This is a genomic window from Geodermatophilus sp. SYSU D00879 (assembly GCF_054050375.1).
Genome location: NZ_JBJGZF010000010.1, coordinates 72823 through 90220, shown reverse-complemented (window position 1 = coordinate 90220; position 17398 = coordinate 72823). Strand labels below are relative to the sequence as shown.

Here is a 17398-nt window from a genome sequence, read left to right as displayed (position 1 = left end):
AGGGGCCGGAAGACAGGCGGCCGGACCTCGGCGCACGGACTCGCCCCGGGCGCGCGGGCCGTCCCCCGCTGGTTCCGGAAGGACCCTCCTGCCCCCACCCCTCGCTGGCGCTCGGGGCGGGCCCCTGCAGGAGGCCCACCCGGCACGGCCGAGCTAGCCGACCGCGTCCTCCGCGGCGAGGTCGGCGGCCCGGCCGGGTTCGGCGAACGCCTCGGCCAGCGCCTGCCGCAGCGGCCAGGCGCCGGACCGCCAGGCCAGCGCCCGGCCGAGCGCGGCGGGGCTGCCGTCCACGTGGTCGACGCCGTCGCCGGGCCACCAGGGCACCGGCCGGCCGCCGGCCAGCAGCGGCTCGTGGACGGCGACCTCGCCGCTCAGCTCCGGCACGCCCAGCCGGGCGGCGGCCAGGCCGGCTCCCGGCACCGCCGCCCACGGCTGCCGGCGCACCGGGGTGCTGGTGACCCCCGCGCGCACCCGCTCGCCGGCCAGCGGCAGGTCGAGCAGGTCCGCCACCGCCGCCGGCGCGCCGCCGGCCGGGACGAGCAGCGCGTCGACCAGCGGCTGCACCCACGGGGCGTCGAGCACCGCGACGGCCTCGCGCGCGGGGTCGGCGACCCGGTCCGGCGCCACCCGCACGCGGCGCGGCGGGTCGACGTCGACGCCGTCGAGCGCGCGCGCCAGCCGCGCGTGGACCGTGCGCAGCACCGGCGCCGGCACCGTGCGCGCGGGGTCGGCGAGCCGGTCGAGCAGGTCGAGGGCGGTGTCGACGTCGGCGAGGACGTCGTCGACGGTGACCGGCAGCCGCAGCCGCCCGAGCACCGCCGGTGGCCCCTCGGCCGGGTCGTACAGCCCCTGGAGCTCGCGGCTGCCGGGTGCGCACAGCCGGTCGGGGCGCCGGCCGCCGAGCACCGGGTGGGTGCCCAGCCACCAGCGCAGGTAGGAGGGCACCGCGACGCCGTCGAGGACGACGTCGGCCCACGCCTGCTCCGGCGTGGCGGCCAGCAGCGGCAGCGCGGTGGCCCAGTCGGCGACCAGCTCCAGGTCCCGGACGGCGGTCAGCGGCGGCCACGCCGGCGGGGGCCCGCCGGGCGGCAGCCGGTCGAGGACGGCGTCGGCCCACGCGTCGGCGCCGTCGACGTCGAGGTCGTCGGGGTCCTCCGCGTGCACCAGCGCGAAGTCGGCGAGCACGCCCGCGGCCCGCAGCACGGCCGGGTCGTGCGCGGCGGCGAAGTCCGGGTCCAGCGTCCCGAGCGCGCCGTCGCGGAGGACGGCGGCCAGCGGCGCGCCGGGCAGCAGCAGCTCCCCCGCCGGCGCCCACGCGCCGTCGGCGTCGGGCAGCGCGAGTTCGGCGAGCCAGGGCAGCTCCTCCGGCGCGGTGCCCGCGGCGGCGACCAGCGCGAGCACGGCCTCGGCGAGCGCCGCGGGGTCGCCGTCGTCGAAGCCCTCCTCGACCGCGTCGACCGACTCCTCCACCGCGCCCCGCACGGCGGGATCGGCGAGCACGACCGCGGCGGTCGCCGGGCGCGCGCCCAGCCGCTCGAGCAGCCGCCGGGCGGCCGGGTCGGCGACGGCGCCGGGGTCGGCGACCCGCAGGTGCAGCGGGCCCAGCCGCGCCACCGGCAGGTCCTCGCCGGGCAGCAGCACCCCGGCCGGGCCGGGCGCGGTCCGCCCGTCGGCCAGCGGCACCGGCAGGGCGCCCAGCTCCTCGCGGTCGGCACCGTCGAGGGCGGCGTACAGCCGCGCCCACCAGTCCGCCGGCCGGTCGATCCCGGAGACGGCCTCCACCACCTGCGCGGGGCCGACCCGCCGCACGCCGAGGGCGGCCAGCGCGGGTGCCCCGTCGCGCCGGGACCAGCCCGCCGGCAGCAGCCCGGGCACGACCCCGGCGAGGACGGCGACCCGCTCGTCGGTGTCGTCGGTGAGGACCGCGGCCCGGTCCGGGGGCTGCCGGGTGCCGGGGTCGTCGGCGGCCGGCAGCCAGGCGGCGGAGCGCAGCCGGTCGAGGATGGCGGAGCCCAGGGCGGCGTCGAGCTCGGCGGCGGCCAGGCCGATGCGCGGCACCAGGCCCAGCACGGCGGGGTCGGCCGGGAGCCCGGTGACCAGATCGGCGTAGGTGTCCGCGGCGACGTCGACCAGCGCGTCGGTGACCGGGCCGGGCGCCAGGTGCCGGCGGTCGGGGCCGAGCGGGAACGGCGCGATCAGGCGCACCGGCAGCGACAGCGGCTCGTCGCTCGGGGTCGGGGCGTGCACCACCTGGCGCCCGGTCAGCGGCACCGGCCGGCCGTCGTCGTCGAGGGGCACCGCCCAGGTGACGTCGTAGCCGCGGCGGGCGCGCTCCTCGACCGGGCGGCCGGCCAGCAGCTCCGCGGGCAGCTCGCCGCCGCGGGTGGCCAGCCGCCAGGTGGTGGTGCGGTCGCCGTCGCGGACCCGGGCCAGCGGCGGGGTGCGCGTGCACGCCAGGGTGCGGACGGCGCCGTCGACGGCGACCTCGACCTCGGCGAGGCCCGGCAGCGCCAGCAGCAGCTCGGCCTCCAGCGCCTCGAGCGCGGCGCGGACGGCGGCCCGCGACCCGGCGCGCAGCGGCAGGACCACCTCGGTGGCGAAGCCGTCGGGCGGGGGCCCGTCGGCCGGCCACGGCAGCCGCAGCACCGGCACGGCGCCGTCGCGGCGGGCCAGCTCGCCGGCGAGCGCCGGGAGGTCGGCCACCGCGGCGCGGGTGTGCGCCGCGCTGAACCGCACGCCGCCGGTGGTGGAGTGGACGGCCGGTTCGTCACTGACGGCGAGGACGGCGGCGAACCCGACCCCGAACCTGCCGACCGTGTGGAGCTGCGGCCCGCCCGGACCCACGGACCTGCCGACGGTCTGCACCTCGTCGCGCTTGGCGGAGGCACGGAGCGTGGCCAGGCCGCCCACGCCGGCGGCGTCCAGCGGGGCGCCGGTGTTCGCCGCGCGCAGCACCTCTCCCCCGCCGCCCACCGTGGCCAGCTCCAGCCGCAGCCGCCCGGGCACGCCCGCGCGCACCGCGGCGTCGGCGGCGTTCTGCGCCAGCTCGACCAGCAGCCGGTCCCGGTAGCCGCCGCGGACCAGGTCCTCCTCGGCGTTGGCGTCCTCGCGGAAGCGCGCCGGGGAGTCGGTCCACGCGGCGAGCACGCGGCGGCGCAGCCCCGCGGTGTCGAAGGGGTCGGCCACGGGCGCCAGCATGGCAGCGCGCGGACCACCCGGACGGGTCCCGGACCGGAGCTACGCGCCGGTAACTTGCGAGGTAACCTGCGCCACATGTCGCTCGCCGAGCAGATGGACACGGTCACCGACGCCGCCGCGGGCACGGTCGACCGGCACGCCACCACCCAGACCTTCGAGTCGACGAACCCGGCCACCGGCGCCGTCGTCGGCGTCTTCCCGGTCCACGACGCCGACGCCGTCCGCCGGACCGTCGAGCGTGCCCGGCCGGCCGCCGCGCGCTGGGCCGGGCTCGGGTTCGACGGTCGCCGGCAGCGGCTGGCCGCCTACCGCGGCTACCTCGCCCGGCGGATGCACGAGCTGGCCGACCTGGTGCACCGGGAGAACGGCAAGCCGCACGCCGACGCCATCCTCGAGATCACCCTGACCGTCGACCACCTGGCCTGGGCCGGGGCGCACGCGCGGAAGACGCTCGGCCCGCGGCGGGTGCGCGCCGGGATGCTCGCGGCCAACCACGCCGCCCACCTCGAGTACCAGCCGATGGGCGTCGTCGGCGTCATCGGCCCGTGGAACTACCCGGTGTTCACGCCGATGGGCTCGATCGCCTACGCGCTGGCCGCCGGCAACGCCGTCGTCTTCAAGCCCTCGGAGTTCACCCCCGCCGTCGGCGCCTGGCTGGCCGCCGCGTGGCGCGCGGCCGTCCCCGACGTCGCCGACGCCTTCCAGGTGGTCACCGGGTTCGGCGAGACCGGCGCCGCGCTGTGCCGGGCCGGCGTGGACAAGCTCGCCTTCACCGGCTCCGGGCCCACCGGCCGCAAGGTCATGGCCGCCTGCGCCGAGACGCTCACCCCGGTGCTCATGGAGCTCGGCGGCAAGGACGCGATGATCGTCGACGACGACGCCGACGTGGCCGCCGCCGCCGACGCCGCCGTGTGGGGCGGCATGAGCAACGCCGGGCAGACCTGCATCGGCATCGAGCGGGTCTACGCCACGGAGAAGGTCTACGACGCGTTCGTCGCCGAGGTCACCGAGCGGGTGCGCGCCCTGCGCCCCGGCTCCGACGACGAGGCCGCCTACGGCCCGATGACCATGGCGTCGCAGACCGACGTCGTGCGGCGGCACCTCGACGACGCGACGTCCTCCGGCGGCCGGGCCGTCCTCGGCGGCAGCGTGGACGGCGGCTTCGTGGCGCCGACCGTGCTGCTCGACGTGCCCGAGTCCTCGGCCGCGGTCCGCGAGGAGACCTTCGGCCCGACCCTGACCATCACCCGCGTGGCCGACGCCGAGGAGGCGCTGGAGCGCACCAACGCGACGGCGTACGGGCTGGCCGGCGCGGTGTTCTCCCGGTCGAAGGCGCGGGCGATGGACCTGGCCCGCCGGATGCGCAGCGGCATGACCAGCGTCAACTCGGTGCTGACCTTCGCCTCGATCCCGGCGCTGCCCTTCGGCGGCGTGGGCGAGAGCGGCTTCGGCCGGATCCACGGCGAGGACGGGCTCAAGGAGTTCACCCGCGCCAAGGCGATCACCCGCCAGAAGTACGCGCTGCCGGTCAACCTCATGTCCTTCGCCCGCCCGCCGGCGGCGGCCGACGCGCTGGCGCGGGTCATGGGCATGGTCCACGGGCGGCACCGGTGAGCGCCGACGAGTACGACGTCGTCGTCGTCGGGGCGGGCTCGGCCGGCTGTGCGCTGGCCGCGCGGCTGACCGAGGACCCGTCGGTGCGGGTGCTGCTGCTGGAGGCCGGCGGCTCCGACGACGTCCTCGAGGTGCAGATCCCGGCGGCGCTGTACAAGGTCTGGCGCACCCGGCGGGACTGGAACTACACGACCGAGCCGCAGCCGGGCCTCGGCGGGCGCGGGCTGTTCTGGCCGCGCGGGAAGCTGCTGGGCGGGTCGTCGTCGATCAACGCGATGATCTACGTCCGCGGGGCGGCGGCCGACTACGACGAGTGGGCGCAGCTCACCGGTGACCCGTCGTGGTCCTACGAGTCGGTGCTGCCGCTGTTCCGGAGGATGGAGGACAACGCGCGCGGCGCCGACCGCTTCCACGGCGCCGGCGGGCCGCTGCGGGTGGAGGACCTGCGCTCGCCGCACCCGTGGACGCGCGCGGTGGTCGAGTCGGCGGTCGCGGCCGGCTACCCGCGCAACGCCGACTTCAACGGCGCCACCCAGGAGGGCGTGGGCCAGTACCAGGTGACGCAGAAGCGGGGCCGCCGCTGGTCGGCCGCCGACGCCTACCTGCGCCCGGCGCTGGGCCGGCCGAACCTCACCGTGCTCACCGGCGCGCTGACCACCCGGGTGCTGGTCTCGGGCGGGCGGGCGACCGGCGTCGAGTACCGGCGCGGCGGACAGACGCACACCGCGCACGCGGCCGGCGAGGTCGTGCTGTGCGGCGGCGCGGTGAACTCGCCGCAGCTGCTCATGCTGTCGGGCATCGGGCCGGGCGCGCACCTGCGCGAGGTCGGCGTCGACGTCGTCCACGACCTGCCCGGCGTGGGCGGCGGGCTGCAGGACCACCCGCTGGTGCCGGTCATCTGGGACGTGCGCTCCGGGAAGTCGCTCCTCCGGGCGGAGTCGCCGTCGGGGTACGCGCAGTGGTTCGGCGCCCGCCGCGGGCCGCTGTCGTCGAACCTGGCCGAGGCGGGGCTGTTCACCCGCTCGTGGCCGGACCTCGACCAGCCCGACCTGCAGTACCACTTCCTGCCGGTCAAGTTCTGGCGCCAGGCGGAGGTCGACCCCGACGTCGACGCGTTCACCGCCGCCGCCGTCCTGGTGCACGTGCACTCGCGCGGGTCGGTGCGGCTGCGCTCGGCCGACCCGACGTGGGCCCCGGCCATCGACGCCGGCTACCTCACCGACGAGCGCGACCTCGACGCGCTGGTGACCGGCGTGGAGAAGGCCCGCGAGATCGCCTCGGTCGGGCCGCTGGCCTCCGTGCTGGCCGCGGAGTGGTCGCCGGGCGGCACGGTGCGCACGGCCGACGCGCTGCGGGCGAAGGTGCGGGAGACGCTGGAGTCGCTGTACCACCCGGTGTCCTCGTGCCGGATGGGCACCGACGGTGACGCGGTGGTCGACCCGCAGCTGCGGGTGCACGGGCTGGACGGCCTGCGGGTGGTCGACGCCTCGGTGATGCCGACGCTGGTCCGCGGCAACACGAACGCGCCGACGATCATGATCGCCGAGCGCGCGGCCGACCTCATGGCCGGCCGCACCGTCGACCCGACCCTGGCCGCCCACGCCTGAACCGGTGGCGGCAGGGTCCCTCCCGGTCAGGGACCGGCGACCCTGCCTCCGCCGGCCCGGCGGTGCTGCGATGGAGGTGCCCGCAGACCCGGCGCGCTAGGGAGGGCTCCCATGACCGCGACCGCCGTGACCACAGAGGGCACGACCTACACCCTCGAGGGCCGCCTCCTGGAGGTCTGCACGTGTGACGCCATCTGTCCCTGCTGGGTCGGCGAGGACCCCGACGGGGGTGTCTGCGACTCGTCGCTGGCCTGGTACGTCGACTCCGGCACGGTGCGTGGGGTCGACGTCTCCGACCGGGCGCTGGCGGCGGTCACCCACATCCCCGGCAACGTGCTCGCCGGGAACTGGCGCGTCGCCCTCTTCGTGGACGACCGCTGCACGGACGAGCAGCACCAGGCGCTCCTCGACGTGTTCACCGGGCAGCTCGGCGGCCCCACCGCCGACCTCGCCGCACTGATCGGTGAGGTCGTCTCCGTGCAGAGGGCCCCGCTGACCTTCACCGTCGAGAAGGGTGCCGGCACGCTGCGCGTCGGGGACGTCGTGGAGGCCCACCTCGCCCCGTTCCAGGGCGCCACCGGCCGGACGACCACGCTGAACGAGACGGTGTTCAGCACCATCCCCGGCTCCCCCGCCTTCCCCGGCAAGGCCACCGTCTACCGGCAGGCCGGGCGGATGCTCGGCCGATCCGACATCGACGTCTCCGGCAAGAACGCCATCCAGGGCCACTTCCGGTTCACCGGCTGAGCCGGCATGACGCCGACGGCGCCGCGGGCGACCCCCGCGGTCCGCCTCCGGCACGATCCGGCACTGCTCCTGTGGGGTGTGGCCGGCGCGTGCTGGGCGGGCACGCTCGCGCTGGTCCTCACGTGGGGGACCGCGCACGCGCACGCGCCCGTGGATGCCGGCCTCCCGTGGCCGGTGCAGGTCGCCGTCTTCCTGGCCGCCTGGACGGTCATGCTCGGCGCGATGATGCTGCCCACCCTGGTGCCGCTCGCCCGGCTGTTCGCGGTGGTCAGCGCCCGCGCGGCCCGCCCGCACCTCACCCGGGGCGGCCTCTACAGCGGCTACCTGGCGACCTGGATCGCGGTCGCGCCGGTGGCCCTGGCCGCGGCCTGGGTGCTGCAGTGGCCGGTGGGGGTGTGGCCGTGGCTGGCGGCCCGCGACGGGCTGGTCCTGGGTGCGGCCCTGCTCCTGGCCGGGGGCTACCAGTTCAGCCGCTTCAAGGAGGCCTGCCTGACCACCTGCCGGTCCCCGGCGTCGTTCCTGTGGCAGCACTACCGCCGCGGGTTCGGCGGCGCCGCTCGGCTCGGTGTCCGGGCCGGACTGTGGTGCCTGGGCTGCTGTTGGGCGCTGATGCTGCTCCTGCTCGTCACCGGCGCGGGCAGCCTGGCGTGGATGCTCGCCCTCACCGCCGTCATGGTCGCCGAGAAGACGACCCGCTGGGGCGCGCGGCTGGTCCGGCCGGTCGGCATCGCGCTCCTGCTCTGCGGCGTCGCGGTCTGCTCGTCGGCACTGTTCTTCCCGACAGCGACGCCGTGCCACCACGGGACCTGTGCCGCGCCGTCCGTCCCCGGCCCTGCCGGCTGACGGCTGTGGACCGCCTCAGCCGTGCGCCTGGCCGGCCGCGGCCTGCGCAGGCGATGGCGGCAGGCCGACGTCGGGCGACGCGACGCGGGCACGCCGGATGGAGATCGACAGCGCCGCGGCCACGAGGCACAGCGCGCCGGCGCCGAACCAGGCCAGGTCGTAGGAGCCGGTGACGTCGCGGACGACGCCACCGCCGAACGCGGCCACCGCCGACCCCACCTGGTGCGAGGCGAACACCCAGCCGAACACGACCGGCGCCCGCGCGCCGAAGTGCTCGCGGCACAGCGCGAGGGTCGGCGGCACGGTGGCCACCCAGTCCAGCCCGTAGAAGACGATGAACGCGATCATGCTGACGTGCAGGTCCGGCCCGAACAGGGGCGGCAGCAGGAACAGCGAGAACCCGCGCAGCGCGTAGTAGGCCAGCAGCAGCACCCGCGGGTCGGTGCGGTCGGTGAGCCACCCGGACAGCACGGTCCCGGCGATGTCGAAGACCCCGACGACGGCGAGCAGCGACGCCGCCGTCGTCACCGGCATGCCGTGGTCGTGCGCGGCCGGGATGAAGTGCGGCTGCACCAGCCCGTTGGTCGAGGCGCCGCAGATGAAGAAGCCCGCGGCGAGCAGCCAGAACGGCCGGGTGCGCGCGGCGTCGAGCAGCCCGCGGACGGCGGTGCGCGCGGCACCGGTGCGCACCGGCTCGGCGTCGTCGGCGGCGGTCCCGCCGTAGGGGACGGCGCCGACGTCGCGCGGGCGGTCGCGCAGCAGCCAGGCCACCAGCGGGACGACGGCGAGCGCGGCGGCCGTGGTGCCGAGCGACGCCGCCCGCCAGCCGCCGCCGGTCTGCGCGACCGCCGCGACCACCGGCAGGAACACCAGCTGCCCGGTGGCGCCGCCGGCGGTGAGGATCCCCGAGACCAGCCCGCGGCGGGCGACGAACCAGCGGCCGGTCACCGTGGCCACCAGCGACAGCGCCATCGAGCCGGTGCCCAGCCCGACCGCGAACCCCCACAGCAGGACCAGCTGCCAGCTCGCCGTCATGAACACGGTCAGCCCGCTGCCGAGGGCGGTGAGCAGCAGCGCCCCGACGACGACCCGGCGGATGCCGAACCGCTCCATGAGCGCCGCGGCGAACGGCGCGGTCAGTCCGTACAGCGCCATGTTCACCGCGACGGCGGCCGAGATGGTCGACACCGACCAGCCGAACTCCTCGCGCAGCGGGTCGATGAGCACCCCGGGCACCGCACGGAAGGCCGCGGCTCCGACCAGCGCCAGGAAGGTCACCGCGGCCACCCACCAGGCGGGGTGGACACGGCGGGCGTGCGGCGGCGCGGCGGTGGTCACGAACGGAGAGCATGACCGACGGTCCGGTTCCCGGACCAGTGGCCCGACGGCCATCACGTGCAAAGATCCGGCCATGACATCCGGCCCGAGTCCGGCCACGACATCCGGCCCGAGTCCGGCCACGACATCCGGCCCGAGTCCGGCCACGACACCGGCCCCGGCCCTGCACGAGGTGGTCGTGGTAGCCGTCGACCGCGTCGTCGGCTTCGAGCTCGGGCTGCCCTACCGCCTGCTCGGACTGGCCGAGGACGCGCGCGGCCGGCCGCTCTACCGGGTGCGGGTGGCCGGTGCGCACCGCCGACGGCTTCTCGGTGCTGCCCGACCACGACGGGTCGGTGCTCGCGGAGGCGGACACCGTCGTCGTCCCGGGCATCATGGGCGGCCCGGCCGTCGTCGAGGGCCGGATCCCCGGCGAGCTGCGCGACGCCCTGCGGGAGGCGGCCGGCCGGGCGCGGATGGTGTCGGTCTGCACCGGGTCCTCGGTGCTCGCCGCGGCCGGCCTGCTCGACGGGCGGCCGGCCGCCACGCACTGGCGCGACGTCGAGCACTTCCGCCGCAACTTCCCCGCCGTCCGGCTCGACCCCGACGTCCTGTTCGTCGACGACGGCGACGTGCTCACCTCGGCCGGCGTGGCCGCGGGCATCGACCTGCTCCTGCACCTGGTGCGACGCGACCACGGCAGCGAGGTGGCCAACCGGGTCGCGCGGCGCAACGTCGTCGCGCCGTGGCGGGAGGGCGGGCAGTCGCAGTTCGTCGAGCGGCCGCTGCCCGAGGCCGGCGACGCCGGGACCGCGCCCACCCGCGCCTGGGCGCTCGACCGCCTGGGTGAGCCGCTGACCCTCGCCGACCTCGCCGCGCACGCGCGGATGAGCGTGCGCACCTTCACCCGGCGGTTCCGCGAGGAGACGGGGGTGTCGCCGCAGCGGTGGCTCGCCGGGCAGCGGATCGCGCTGGCCCGCCGGCTGCTGGAGTCCACCGACGTCCCCGTCGACCGGGTCGCCGCCGACGCCGGGTTCGGCACGCCGGCGTCGCTGCGCGCCCACCTGCGCGCCGCGATCGGAGTCTCGCCCGGCGCCTACCGCCGCACCTACCGCGGGGCCGGCCGCACGGCGGTGTGACGCGCGACTCCCCCGCCCGCGGCAGGATCGGCCCCCGCGTCTGGTTGAGTGGGGCATACCGGCGCCGCCCTCGCTCATCCGGAGCTGCAGGACTCGACGTCGGGCTGGTGCAGCGCCACGGAGGCGCGCCCGGCTGTCCGACGTCGCCCACGGCGCGACCCGCCCCGCAGACGGGGCCGGCGTGCGCCCGCGTGCGGTGGCCGAGGACGGCGACCCGAGTACCACCGAGGAACCCATGACCTCCCCGCAGTCCCCCACGCCCGCCGGCACGTCCCGGCCCCGCCGCCGCCGCGGCGGCCGCGGTCGCGGCGCCGGCAGCAGCGCCGCCCCCGCCACCTCGGCGGCGGTCACCACCGCGACGGCCCCGGAGCCGCAGGAGATCCCGGCCGGCGACGTCGCCACCGTGCTCCCCACCGACGCCACCTTCGCCGAGCTCGGCGTGCCCGCCCCGCTGGTCGAGGTGCTCACCGCCAGCGGCATCACCGCGCCGTTCCCCATCCAGGTCGCGACGCTGCCCGACTCCCTCGCCGGCCGCGACGTGCTCGGCCGCGGCCGCACCGGCTCGGGCAAGACCATCGCCTTCAGCCTGCCGCTGGTGGCCCGCCTGGCCGCCTCGACCACGAAGCGGCAGCCGCGCAGGCCGCGGGCCCTGGTCCTGGTGCCGACCCGCGAGCTGGCCAACCAGGTGATGGCCACCGTCGAGCCGCTGGCCACGGCGCTCGGCCTGCGCGCCACCACCGTCTTCGGCGGCGTCGGGCAGAACCCGCAGGTGCAGGCGCTGGCCGCCGGTGTCGACGTCGTCGTCGCCTGCCCCGGCCGGCTCGAGGACCTCATCGGCCAGGGCCACGCCGACCTGTCCGCCGTCGAGGTGACCGTGCTCGACGAGGCCGACCACATGGCCGACCTCGGCTTCCTGCCCGGCGTCAAGCGGCTGCTGGACCGCACCCCGCAGGGCGGCCAGCGGCTGCTGTTCTCCGCCACGCTGGACAACGGCGTCGACGTGCTGGTCAAGCGCTACCTGTCGCAGCCGGTCACGCACTCGGTGGACCCCGCCGTCGCGCCGGTCGCCACCATGACCCACCACGTGTTCCAGGTCAGCGCCGCCGACAAGGCCGAGGTCGTGCGCCAGCTCGCCTCGGGCCTCGGCCGCAGCGTGCTGTTCACCCGGACCAAGCACCAGGCGAAGAAGCTGGCCAGGCAGCTCACCGCGGCCGGCATCCCCGCCGTCGACCTGCACGGCAACCTCAGCCAGAACGCCCGCGAGCGCAACCTCGAGGCGTTCAGCACCGGCGGCACCCGGGTGCTGTGCGCGACCGACATCGCCGCGCGCGGCATCCACGTCGACGACGTCGCGCTGGTCGTGCACGTCGACCCGCCGACCGAGCACAAGGCCTACCTGCACCGCTCCGGCCGCACCGCCCGCGCCGGCGCCGGCGGCACGGTCGTGACGCTGTCCACCCCGGACCAGAACGGCGAGGTGCGCACGCTCACGCGCCAGGCCGGCATCACCCCGGTCGTGAGCCAGGTCCGCCCCGGCGTGGAGCAGATCACGGCGCTCACCGGCCCGGCCGCGCCGCACGTCGAGCCCGCCCCGGCCCCGGCTCCCCAGCCGCAGGGCCAGGGCGGCGGCCGGCGCCGGCGCTCCGCCGGGGGCTCCACGGCCACCCCGGCGGCACCCGCCAAGGCGGCCGGCAAGGCGACCGGCAGCCGCGGACAGGCCCGCAGCCCGCAGGGCCCGGCCCGCACGCGCGCGGAGCTCGCCGCCCGCGCCGGGACCCACTCGGCGGCGTCGTTCAGCGGCCGCTCGCGGCGCGGGGGCCGCTGACCCCGGGGGTGTCACGCCGGGGACGGTCGGGAAGAGTCGTCCCGACCGTCCCCGACGACCCTGTGAGGTGCCCGATGGCCCTGCCCATCACCCTGTCCGAGATCGGCCCGCGGATCTCGGCCGGCGCGTTCATCCTCAACAGCGGGCTGGGCAAGCGCGGCGCCGACGAGCAGACCGCCGCCGGCCTGCACGGCTTCGCCTCCGGCTCGTACCCGTTCCTCAAGGACGTCGAGCCGCGGCAGTTCGTCCAGGCGCTGTCGACGGCGGAGATCGCGGTCGGCGCCGCGCTGCTGACGCCGTTCGTCCCCACCGCCCTCGCCGGCGCCCTGCTCACCGGGTTCGCCGGCGGCCTGCTCGGCCTCTACCTGCGCACGCCCGGCATGCGCAAGGAGGGCAGCCTGGCCCCGACCGAGCAGGGCCTGACCGTCGCCAAGGACGTGTGGCTGCTCGGCATCGGCGTCGGCCTGCTCACCCGCGGCACCGTGGACCGCGGCTCGCGCCGGGTGCAGCAGGCCGCGAAGACCCTGGCCAAGGCCAACGCGCGGGTGTCGAAGGCCGAGCGCCGGGCCGAGCGGAAGGCCGCCCGCGCCGCCGCCTGACGAAGGACCCCGTCCCCTCCCGCCTCGCGGACTCGGCGCGAGCCTCTGGGCGGGGCCGGAGGGGACATGGCCGGGCTTCGACGCGCACCTCCCCCTGGAGTCAGGAACCGGGTAGGAACACCGTTCCGACCAGCCGGCGGCGGCGCCCCTCGCGCGGCGCGTTCCCCAGCCGCGCGCGGAGGGCGGCGCGCACGTCGTCGAGCAGGCCGGCGAACTCCTCGTCGTCCAGCCACAGCCCGGTCATCCGGTAGCCCACGCCGTCCCGGGCGGGATCCAGCCCGTCCGGGGCGGCGGCACCGGCGTCGACCCACCGGTCGAAGTCCGCGAGCAGCGCCGCGACGAAGGTGCCGAAGGCGCGGCGGTGCTGCTCGGGCGTCATGCCCGCCGCCTCCTCCGGCCCGACGGAGGCCGCGGCGGTCACCAGCCGGTAGGTGCGCTCGGTGCTGCCCCGCACCCGGCGCTCCCCCACGACCTCCAGCACGCCGGCCTCGGCGAGCACGCCGACGTGCCGGTAGAGCGTGGCCACCGGGACGTCGGGCAGCTCGGCGTGCAGCTCGCCGGTGGTCAGGCTCCGGTCGCCCAGCAGGGCCTGCACCACGCGCAGGCGCACCGGGTGGAGCAGCAGGTCCGCAGACGCCACGCGCTCGACCTCTCTCATGATTGACAACGGTCTCGCTATTGGGAATGATCATGCCATGGCGACCGTGACGACGACACCCGAGACCCTGCGGATCACCCTCACCCCGGCCGAGAAGGCGCTCGGCCTGCTGCGCGACCTGGAGGTCCCGCTGACCGCGGTGCGCGCGGCCGAGGTCGTCCCCGACGGGCTGACCGCCGCCCGCGGCCTGCGCGCCCCCGGGCTCGGCGTGCCCGGCGTGCGCAAGATCGGCACCTGGCGCCGGCGGGGCGGGACGTCGTTCGTGAGCGTCCGGCGCGGGGCGGCCGTGCGCCTGGAGCTGACCGGTCAGCGCGTCGACACCGTCCTGGTGACCGTCGACGACGCGCCCGCCGTCGTCGCGGCCCTGTCGGGGACCCCGCGATGAGCTCCCGCGAGGTGCCGGTGACCGTGCCCGGCGAGCCCCCGCTGGCCGGCACGCTCACCCTCCCCGACGCACCCGGCCCGGTGCCGGCGGTGCTGCTGGCCCCCGGCTCGGGACCGGTCGACCGCGACTCCGACCACCGGCGCGCCCGGTTCGGCGTCACCCGCGAGCTGGCGCACGCGCTGGCCGAGGGCGGCCTGGCCTCGCTGCGGTACGACAAGCGCGGCGTCGGGGCCAGCGGCGGCGGGGACTGGCGGCACGCCGGCCTCACCGACAACGTCGACGACCTGGCCCGGGCCCGGGACGCGCTGGCCGCCCGTCCGGAGGTGGACCCCGGCCGGGTCGTGCTGGCCGGCCACAGCGAGGGCGCGCTGCTCGCCGCGGCGGTCGCCGCCCGGGGCGTCCCGGTGGCCGGGGTGGTCCTGCTCGCCGGCTCCGCGACGCCGGGAGACGAGCTGCTCCGCTGGCAGGCGCGCCGGATCGCCCCGATGCTGCCCGCGCCGGTCCGCGGCCTGTTCCGGCTGCTGCGCACCGACCTGGAGAAGCGGGTGGCCGCCAACCACGCGCGGATCCGGGCGACGACCACCGACGTCGCGCGGGTCGACGGCGCCCGGATCAACGCGCGCTGGACCCGGGAGTTCCTCGACCACGACCCGCGCACCGACCTCGCCCGGCTGACCGTGCCGGTGCTCGCGGTGACCGGCGGCAAGGACGTGCAGGTGCCCGCCGCGGACCTGGGGACGATCGCGGCGACGGTCCCCGGGCCGGTGGAGACGCTGCTGGTCCCCGACCTCACCCACACGCTGCGCCGGCAGCCGGGGCCGGCGTCGCTGCGCGCCTACCGGGAGGAGCTGCGCCGGCCGGTCGACGTCGAGGTGCTCGGCGCCGTCGTCCGCTGGTGCCGCCAGGTGACCGGCCTGGAGCGCGTCCCCGCCTGAGACGCCGGAGGGGGGGGGGGGGGGGGGGGGGGGGGGGGGGGGGGGGGGGGGGGGGGGGGGGGGGGGGGGGGGGGGGGGGGGGGGGGGGGGGGGGGGGGGGGGGGGGGGCGGGTGGGGGGGGGGGGGGGGGGGGGCCCCGGGGGGGGCGCGGGGGGGGCCGGCCCCCCGGCTGGGTGCCCGGCCCTCCTGGGGTACGTCGTCAGTTGCCGCTGGAGAACGCCGCGTCGAACGCCGCGGCCGGCGGGTCGAACGCCAGCCGGCGGACGAACGCGAGCGCCTCGGGGGCGCCGACCAGGCGGTCCATGCCGGCGTCCTCCCACTCCACCGAGATCGGCCCGTCGTAGCCGATGGTGTTGAGCATCCGGAAGCAGGCCTCCCACGGGACGTCGCCGTGCCCGGTGGAGACGAAGTCCCAGCCGCGCCGCGGGTCGGCCCACGGCAGGTGCGAGCCCATCCGGCCGTTGCGGCCGTTGCCCACCTGGCGCTTCGCGTCCTTGCAGTCGACGTGGTAGATCCGGTCCTTGAAGTCCCAGATGAACGAGACCGGGTCGAGGTCCTGCCACACGAAGTGGCTGGGGTCCCAGTTCAGGCCGAACGCCTCGCGGTGGCCGATCGCCTCGAGGGTGCGGACCGTCGTCCAGTAGTCGTAGGCGATCTCCGACGGGTGCACCTCGTGGGCGAACCGGACGCCGACCTCGTCGAACACGTCGAGGATCGGGTTCCAGCGGGCGGCGAAGTCGGCGTAGCCGTCCTCGATCATCGAGGCCGGGGCCGGCGGGAACATCGCCACGGCCTTCCAGATCTTCGACCCGGTGAACCCGACGACGGTCTTCACACCGAGCTTGGCCGCCGCGCGGGCGGTCAGCTTCATCTCCTCGGCGGCGCGCTGCCGCACGCCCTCGGGGTCGCCGTCGCCCCAGACGCGCTTGTTGACGATGTCGCGGTGCCGCTCGTCGATCGGGTCGTCGCAGACGGCCTGGCCGTTGAGGTGGTTGGAGATGGCCCAGACCTTCAGGCCGTACTTGTCGAGCAGCGCGAGCCGCTCCTCGACGTAGGAGTCGTCGTTCGCGGCGCGCTCGACGTCGAGGTGGTCGCCCCAGCAGGCGATCTCCAGGCCGTCGTAGCCCCACTCGGACGCGAGCCGGGCCACCTCCTCGAACGGCAGGTCGGCCCACTGGCCGGTGAACAGGGTGACGGGACGGGGCATGGCGGGGGTGTCCTCTCGGGTCAGGCGGGGACGGAGGTCCACACGGAGTCGGCCGCGGCGCTGCGCTCGACGGCCTCGAGCACCCGCTGCACCTGCAGGCCGTCGGCGAAGGACGGCGTGGGGTCCTCCTGCTTGGCGATGGCGGTGACCAGGTCGACGACCTGGTGGGTGAAGCCGTGCTCGTAGCCCAGCCCGTGCCCGGCCGGCCACCAGGCCGACACGTAGGGGTGCCCGGGCTCGGTCACGAGGATGCGGCGGAAGCCCGCCACCTCGTCCGGCTCGCTGCCGTCGAACAGCTGCAGGACGTTCATGTCCTCGAAGTCGAAGGCGAGGCTGCCGGCGGAGCCGTTGACCTCGATGCGGATGGCGTTCTTGCGGCCCAGGGCGAACCTGGTCGCCTCGAAGGTGGCCACCGCGCCGCCGGAGAACCGGCCGAGGAACACCGCGGTGTCGTCGACGGTGACCCGGCCGGTGCCCTCCCCCGCGACGCCGGACAGCGATCCGGCCGCGGCGGGCAGCGGGCGCTCCTTGACGAACGTCTCGAGCAGGGCGCTGACGCCGGTGACCGTCTCCCCGGTGATGTACTGCGTGAGGTCGACGATGTGCGCGCCGATGTCGCCGAGCGCCCCCGAGCCGGCCTTGTCCTTCTCCAGCCGCCACGACATCGGCGCCGACGGGTCGGCGATCCAGTCCTGCAGGTACTGGGCGCGCACGTGGCGCACCTGACCGATCCGGCCCTCGGCGACCAGCTGCCGGGCCAGCCCGATCGCCGGCACCCGGCGGTAGGTGAACCCGACCATCGAGCGGACGCCGCGCGCGGCGGCCCGCTCGGCCGCCTCGGTCATGGCCTCGGCCTCGGCGACGGAGTTGGCCAGCGGCTTCTCGCACAGGACGTGCTTGCCGGCCTCCAGCGCCGCGATGGCGATCTCGGCGTGGGTGTCGCCGGGGGTGCAGACGTCGACCAGGCCGACGTCGTCGCGCTCGAGGACCCGCCGCCAGTCGGTCTCCACCGAGGCCCAGCCCAGGCGCGCGGCGGCGTCGGTGGCCCGCTCCCGGTCGCGGCCGGCGAGCACCGTGAGCTCGGGACGCAGCGGGAGGTCGAAGAAGTGGGGGGCGGTGCGCCAGGCCTGCGAGTGCGCCGCGCCCATGAAGGCGTGTCCGATGAGGCCCACCCCGAGGGTCGGCCGGTCAGGTGAGGTCATGGGGGCTCCCGGAACGGGGGGGGGGGGGGGGGGGGGGGGGGGGGGGGGGGGGGGGGGGGGGGGGGGGGGGGGGGGGGGGTGGGGGGTGGGTGGGGAGGGGGGGGTTCGGGCGTGGGGCGGCC

14 protein-coding genes are annotated in these 17398 nt (G+C 77.1%); 9 read left to right on the top strand and 5 right to left on the bottom strand.

What is annotated here, in order from left to right:
- Nucleotides 1-153: 153 nt before the first annotated feature.
- The gene (locus ACI79B_RS14350; protein ID WP_456928905.1) at nt 154-3186 is read right to left on the bottom strand and encodes a sacsin N-terminal ATP-binding-like domain-containing protein; all 3033 of its coding nucleotides are present in this window, start codon (nt 3184-3186) and stop codon (nt 154-156) included.
- An 87-nt stretch (nt 3187-3273) separates the two neighbouring features.
- Between ACI79B_RS14350 and ACI79B_RS14345 the strand changes: the two genes are divergently transcribed.
- The 4 genes from ACI79B_RS14345 (at nt 3274) to ACI79B_RS14330 (ending at nt 8009) form a co-directional block, all read left to right on the top strand.
- Complete coding sequence (locus ACI79B_RS14345) at nt 3274-4812, top strand: aldehyde dehydrogenase family protein (protein WP_456928906.1); 1539 nt, start codon at nt 3274-3276, stop codon at nt 4810-4812.
- Complete coding sequence (locus ACI79B_RS14340; protein WP_456928907.1) at nt 4809-6419, top strand: GMC family oxidoreductase; 1611 nt, start codon at nt 4809-4811, stop codon at nt 6417-6419. Before ACI79B_RS14345 ends, ACI79B_RS14340 begins: the two co-directional genes overlap by 4 nt.
- A 111-nt stretch (nt 6420-6530) precedes the next feature.
- Nucleotides 6531-7166: a DUF1326 domain-containing protein gene (locus ACI79B_RS14335; RefSeq protein ID WP_456928908.1), complete on the top strand. Its 636-nt coding sequence runs from the start codon at nt 6531-6533 to the stop codon at nt 7164-7166.
- A 6-nt stretch (nt 7167-7172) separates the two neighbouring features.
- Nucleotides 7173-8009 (top strand): DUF2182 domain-containing protein, encoded by an 837-nt coding sequence (locus ACI79B_RS14330; RefSeq protein ID WP_456928909.1) that lies wholly within the window; start codon nt 7173-7175, stop codon nt 8007-8009.
- 15 nt (nt 8010-8024) lie between these two features.
- Here the strand turns inward: ACI79B_RS14330 and ACI79B_RS14325 are convergent, their stop codons facing one another.
- A complete protein-coding gene (locus tag ACI79B_RS14325; RefSeq protein ID WP_456928910.1) occupies nt 8025-9347 on the bottom strand; it encodes an MFS transporter in 1323 nt (440 codons plus the stop codon).
- A gap of 287 nt (nt 9348-9634) precedes the next feature.
- On the opposite strand from ACI79B_RS14325, the gene ACI79B_RS14320 reads away from it, so the two are divergent.
- The 3 genes from ACI79B_RS14320 (at nt 9635) to ACI79B_RS14310 (ending at nt 12889) form a co-directional block, all read left to right on the top strand.
- Nucleotides 9635-10465 (top strand): GlxA family transcriptional regulator, encoded by an 831-nt coding sequence (locus tag ACI79B_RS14320; RefSeq protein ID WP_456928911.1) that lies wholly within the window; start codon nt 9635-9637, stop codon nt 10463-10465.
- A 235-nt stretch (nt 10466-10700) separates the two neighbouring features.
- Nucleotides 10701-12290, top strand: coding sequence for a DEAD/DEAH box helicase (locus ACI79B_RS14315; protein WP_456928912.1), 1590 nt, complete (start codon nt 10701-10703; stop codon nt 12288-12290).
- A 74-nt stretch (nt 12291-12364) separates the two neighbouring features.
- A complete protein-coding gene (locus ACI79B_RS14310) occupies nt 12365-12889 on the top strand; it encodes a hypothetical protein (RefSeq protein WP_456928913.1) in 525 nt (174 codons plus the stop codon).
- 100 nt (nt 12890-12989) lie between these two features.
- On the opposite strand, the gene ACI79B_RS14305 is transcribed toward ACI79B_RS14310, so the two are convergent.
- A complete protein-coding gene (locus tag ACI79B_RS14305; protein ID WP_456928914.1) occupies nt 12990-13529 on the bottom strand; it encodes a helix-turn-helix domain-containing protein in 540 nt (179 codons plus the stop codon).
- Between the two features lie 64 nt (nt 13530-13593).
- On the opposite strand from ACI79B_RS14305, the gene ACI79B_RS14300 reads away from it, so the two are divergent.
- Both ACI79B_RS14300 and ACI79B_RS14295 read left to right on the top strand, forming a co-directional pair.
- Nucleotides 13594-13932 carry a hypothetical protein gene (locus ACI79B_RS14300; protein ID WP_456928915.1) on the top strand — a complete coding sequence of 113 codons (339 nt, stop codon included), beginning with the start codon at nt 13594-13596 and terminating at the stop codon, nt 13930-13932.
- Entirely contained in the window at nt 13929-14867 is a 939-nt protein-coding gene (locus tag ACI79B_RS14295; protein ID WP_456928916.1) for an alpha/beta hydrolase, read from the top strand. The genes ACI79B_RS14300 and ACI79B_RS14295 overlap by 4 nt, the downstream gene beginning before the upstream one ends.
- Before the next feature lie 199 nt (nt 14868-15066).
- Here the strand turns inward: ACI79B_RS14295 and ACI79B_RS14290 are convergent, their stop codons facing one another.
- Both ACI79B_RS14290 and ACI79B_RS14285 read right to left on the bottom strand, forming a co-directional pair.
- Nucleotides 15067-16074, bottom strand: coding sequence for a sugar phosphate isomerase/epimerase family protein (locus ACI79B_RS14290; RefSeq protein ID WP_456928917.1), 1008 nt, complete (start codon nt 16072-16074; stop codon nt 15067-15069).
- A 20-nt stretch (nt 16075-16094) separates the two neighbouring features.
- Nucleotides 16095-17276: a Gfo/Idh/MocA family protein gene (locus ACI79B_RS14285; protein ID WP_456928918.1), complete on the bottom strand. Its 1182-nt coding sequence runs from the start codon at nt 17274-17276 to the stop codon at nt 16095-16097.
- Between the last annotated feature and the right edge of the window lie 122 nt (nt 17277-17398).

What these genes read in the sequence shown, in the direction of transcription:
- ACI79B_RS14345 (WP_456928906.1), top strand. Translation starts at nt 3,274, where the DNA reads ATGTCGCTCGCCGAGCAGATGGACACGGTCACCGACGCCGCCGCGGGC.
- ACI79B_RS14335 (WP_456928908.1), top strand. Translation starts at nt 6,531, where the DNA reads ATGACCGCGACCGCCGTGACCACAGAGGGCACGACCTACACCCTCGAG.
- ACI79B_RS14330 (WP_456928909.1), top strand. Translation starts at nt 7,173, where the DNA reads ATGACGCCGACGGCGCCGCGGGCGACCCCCGCGGTCCGCCTCCGGCAC.
- ACI79B_RS14315 (WP_456928912.1), top strand. Translation starts at nt 10,701, where the DNA reads ATGACCTCCCCGCAGTCCCCCACGCCCGCCGGCACGTCCCGGCCCCGC.
- ACI79B_RS14310 (WP_456928913.1), top strand. Translation starts at nt 12,365, where the DNA reads ATGGCCCTGCCCATCACCCTGTCCGAGATCGGCCCGCGGATCTCGGCC.
- ACI79B_RS14295 (WP_456928916.1), top strand. Translation starts at nt 13,929, where the DNA reads ATGAGCTCCCGCGAGGTGCCGGTGACCGTGCCCGGCGAGCCCCCGCTG.
- ACI79B_RS14290 (WP_456928917.1), bottom strand. Translation starts at nt 16,074, where the DNA reads ATGCCCCGTCCCGTCACCCTGTTCACCGGCCAGTGGGCCGACCTGCCG.
- ACI79B_RS14285 (WP_456928918.1), bottom strand. Translation starts at nt 17,276, where the DNA reads ATGACCTCACCTGACCGGCCGACCCTCGGGGTGGGCCTCATCGGACAC.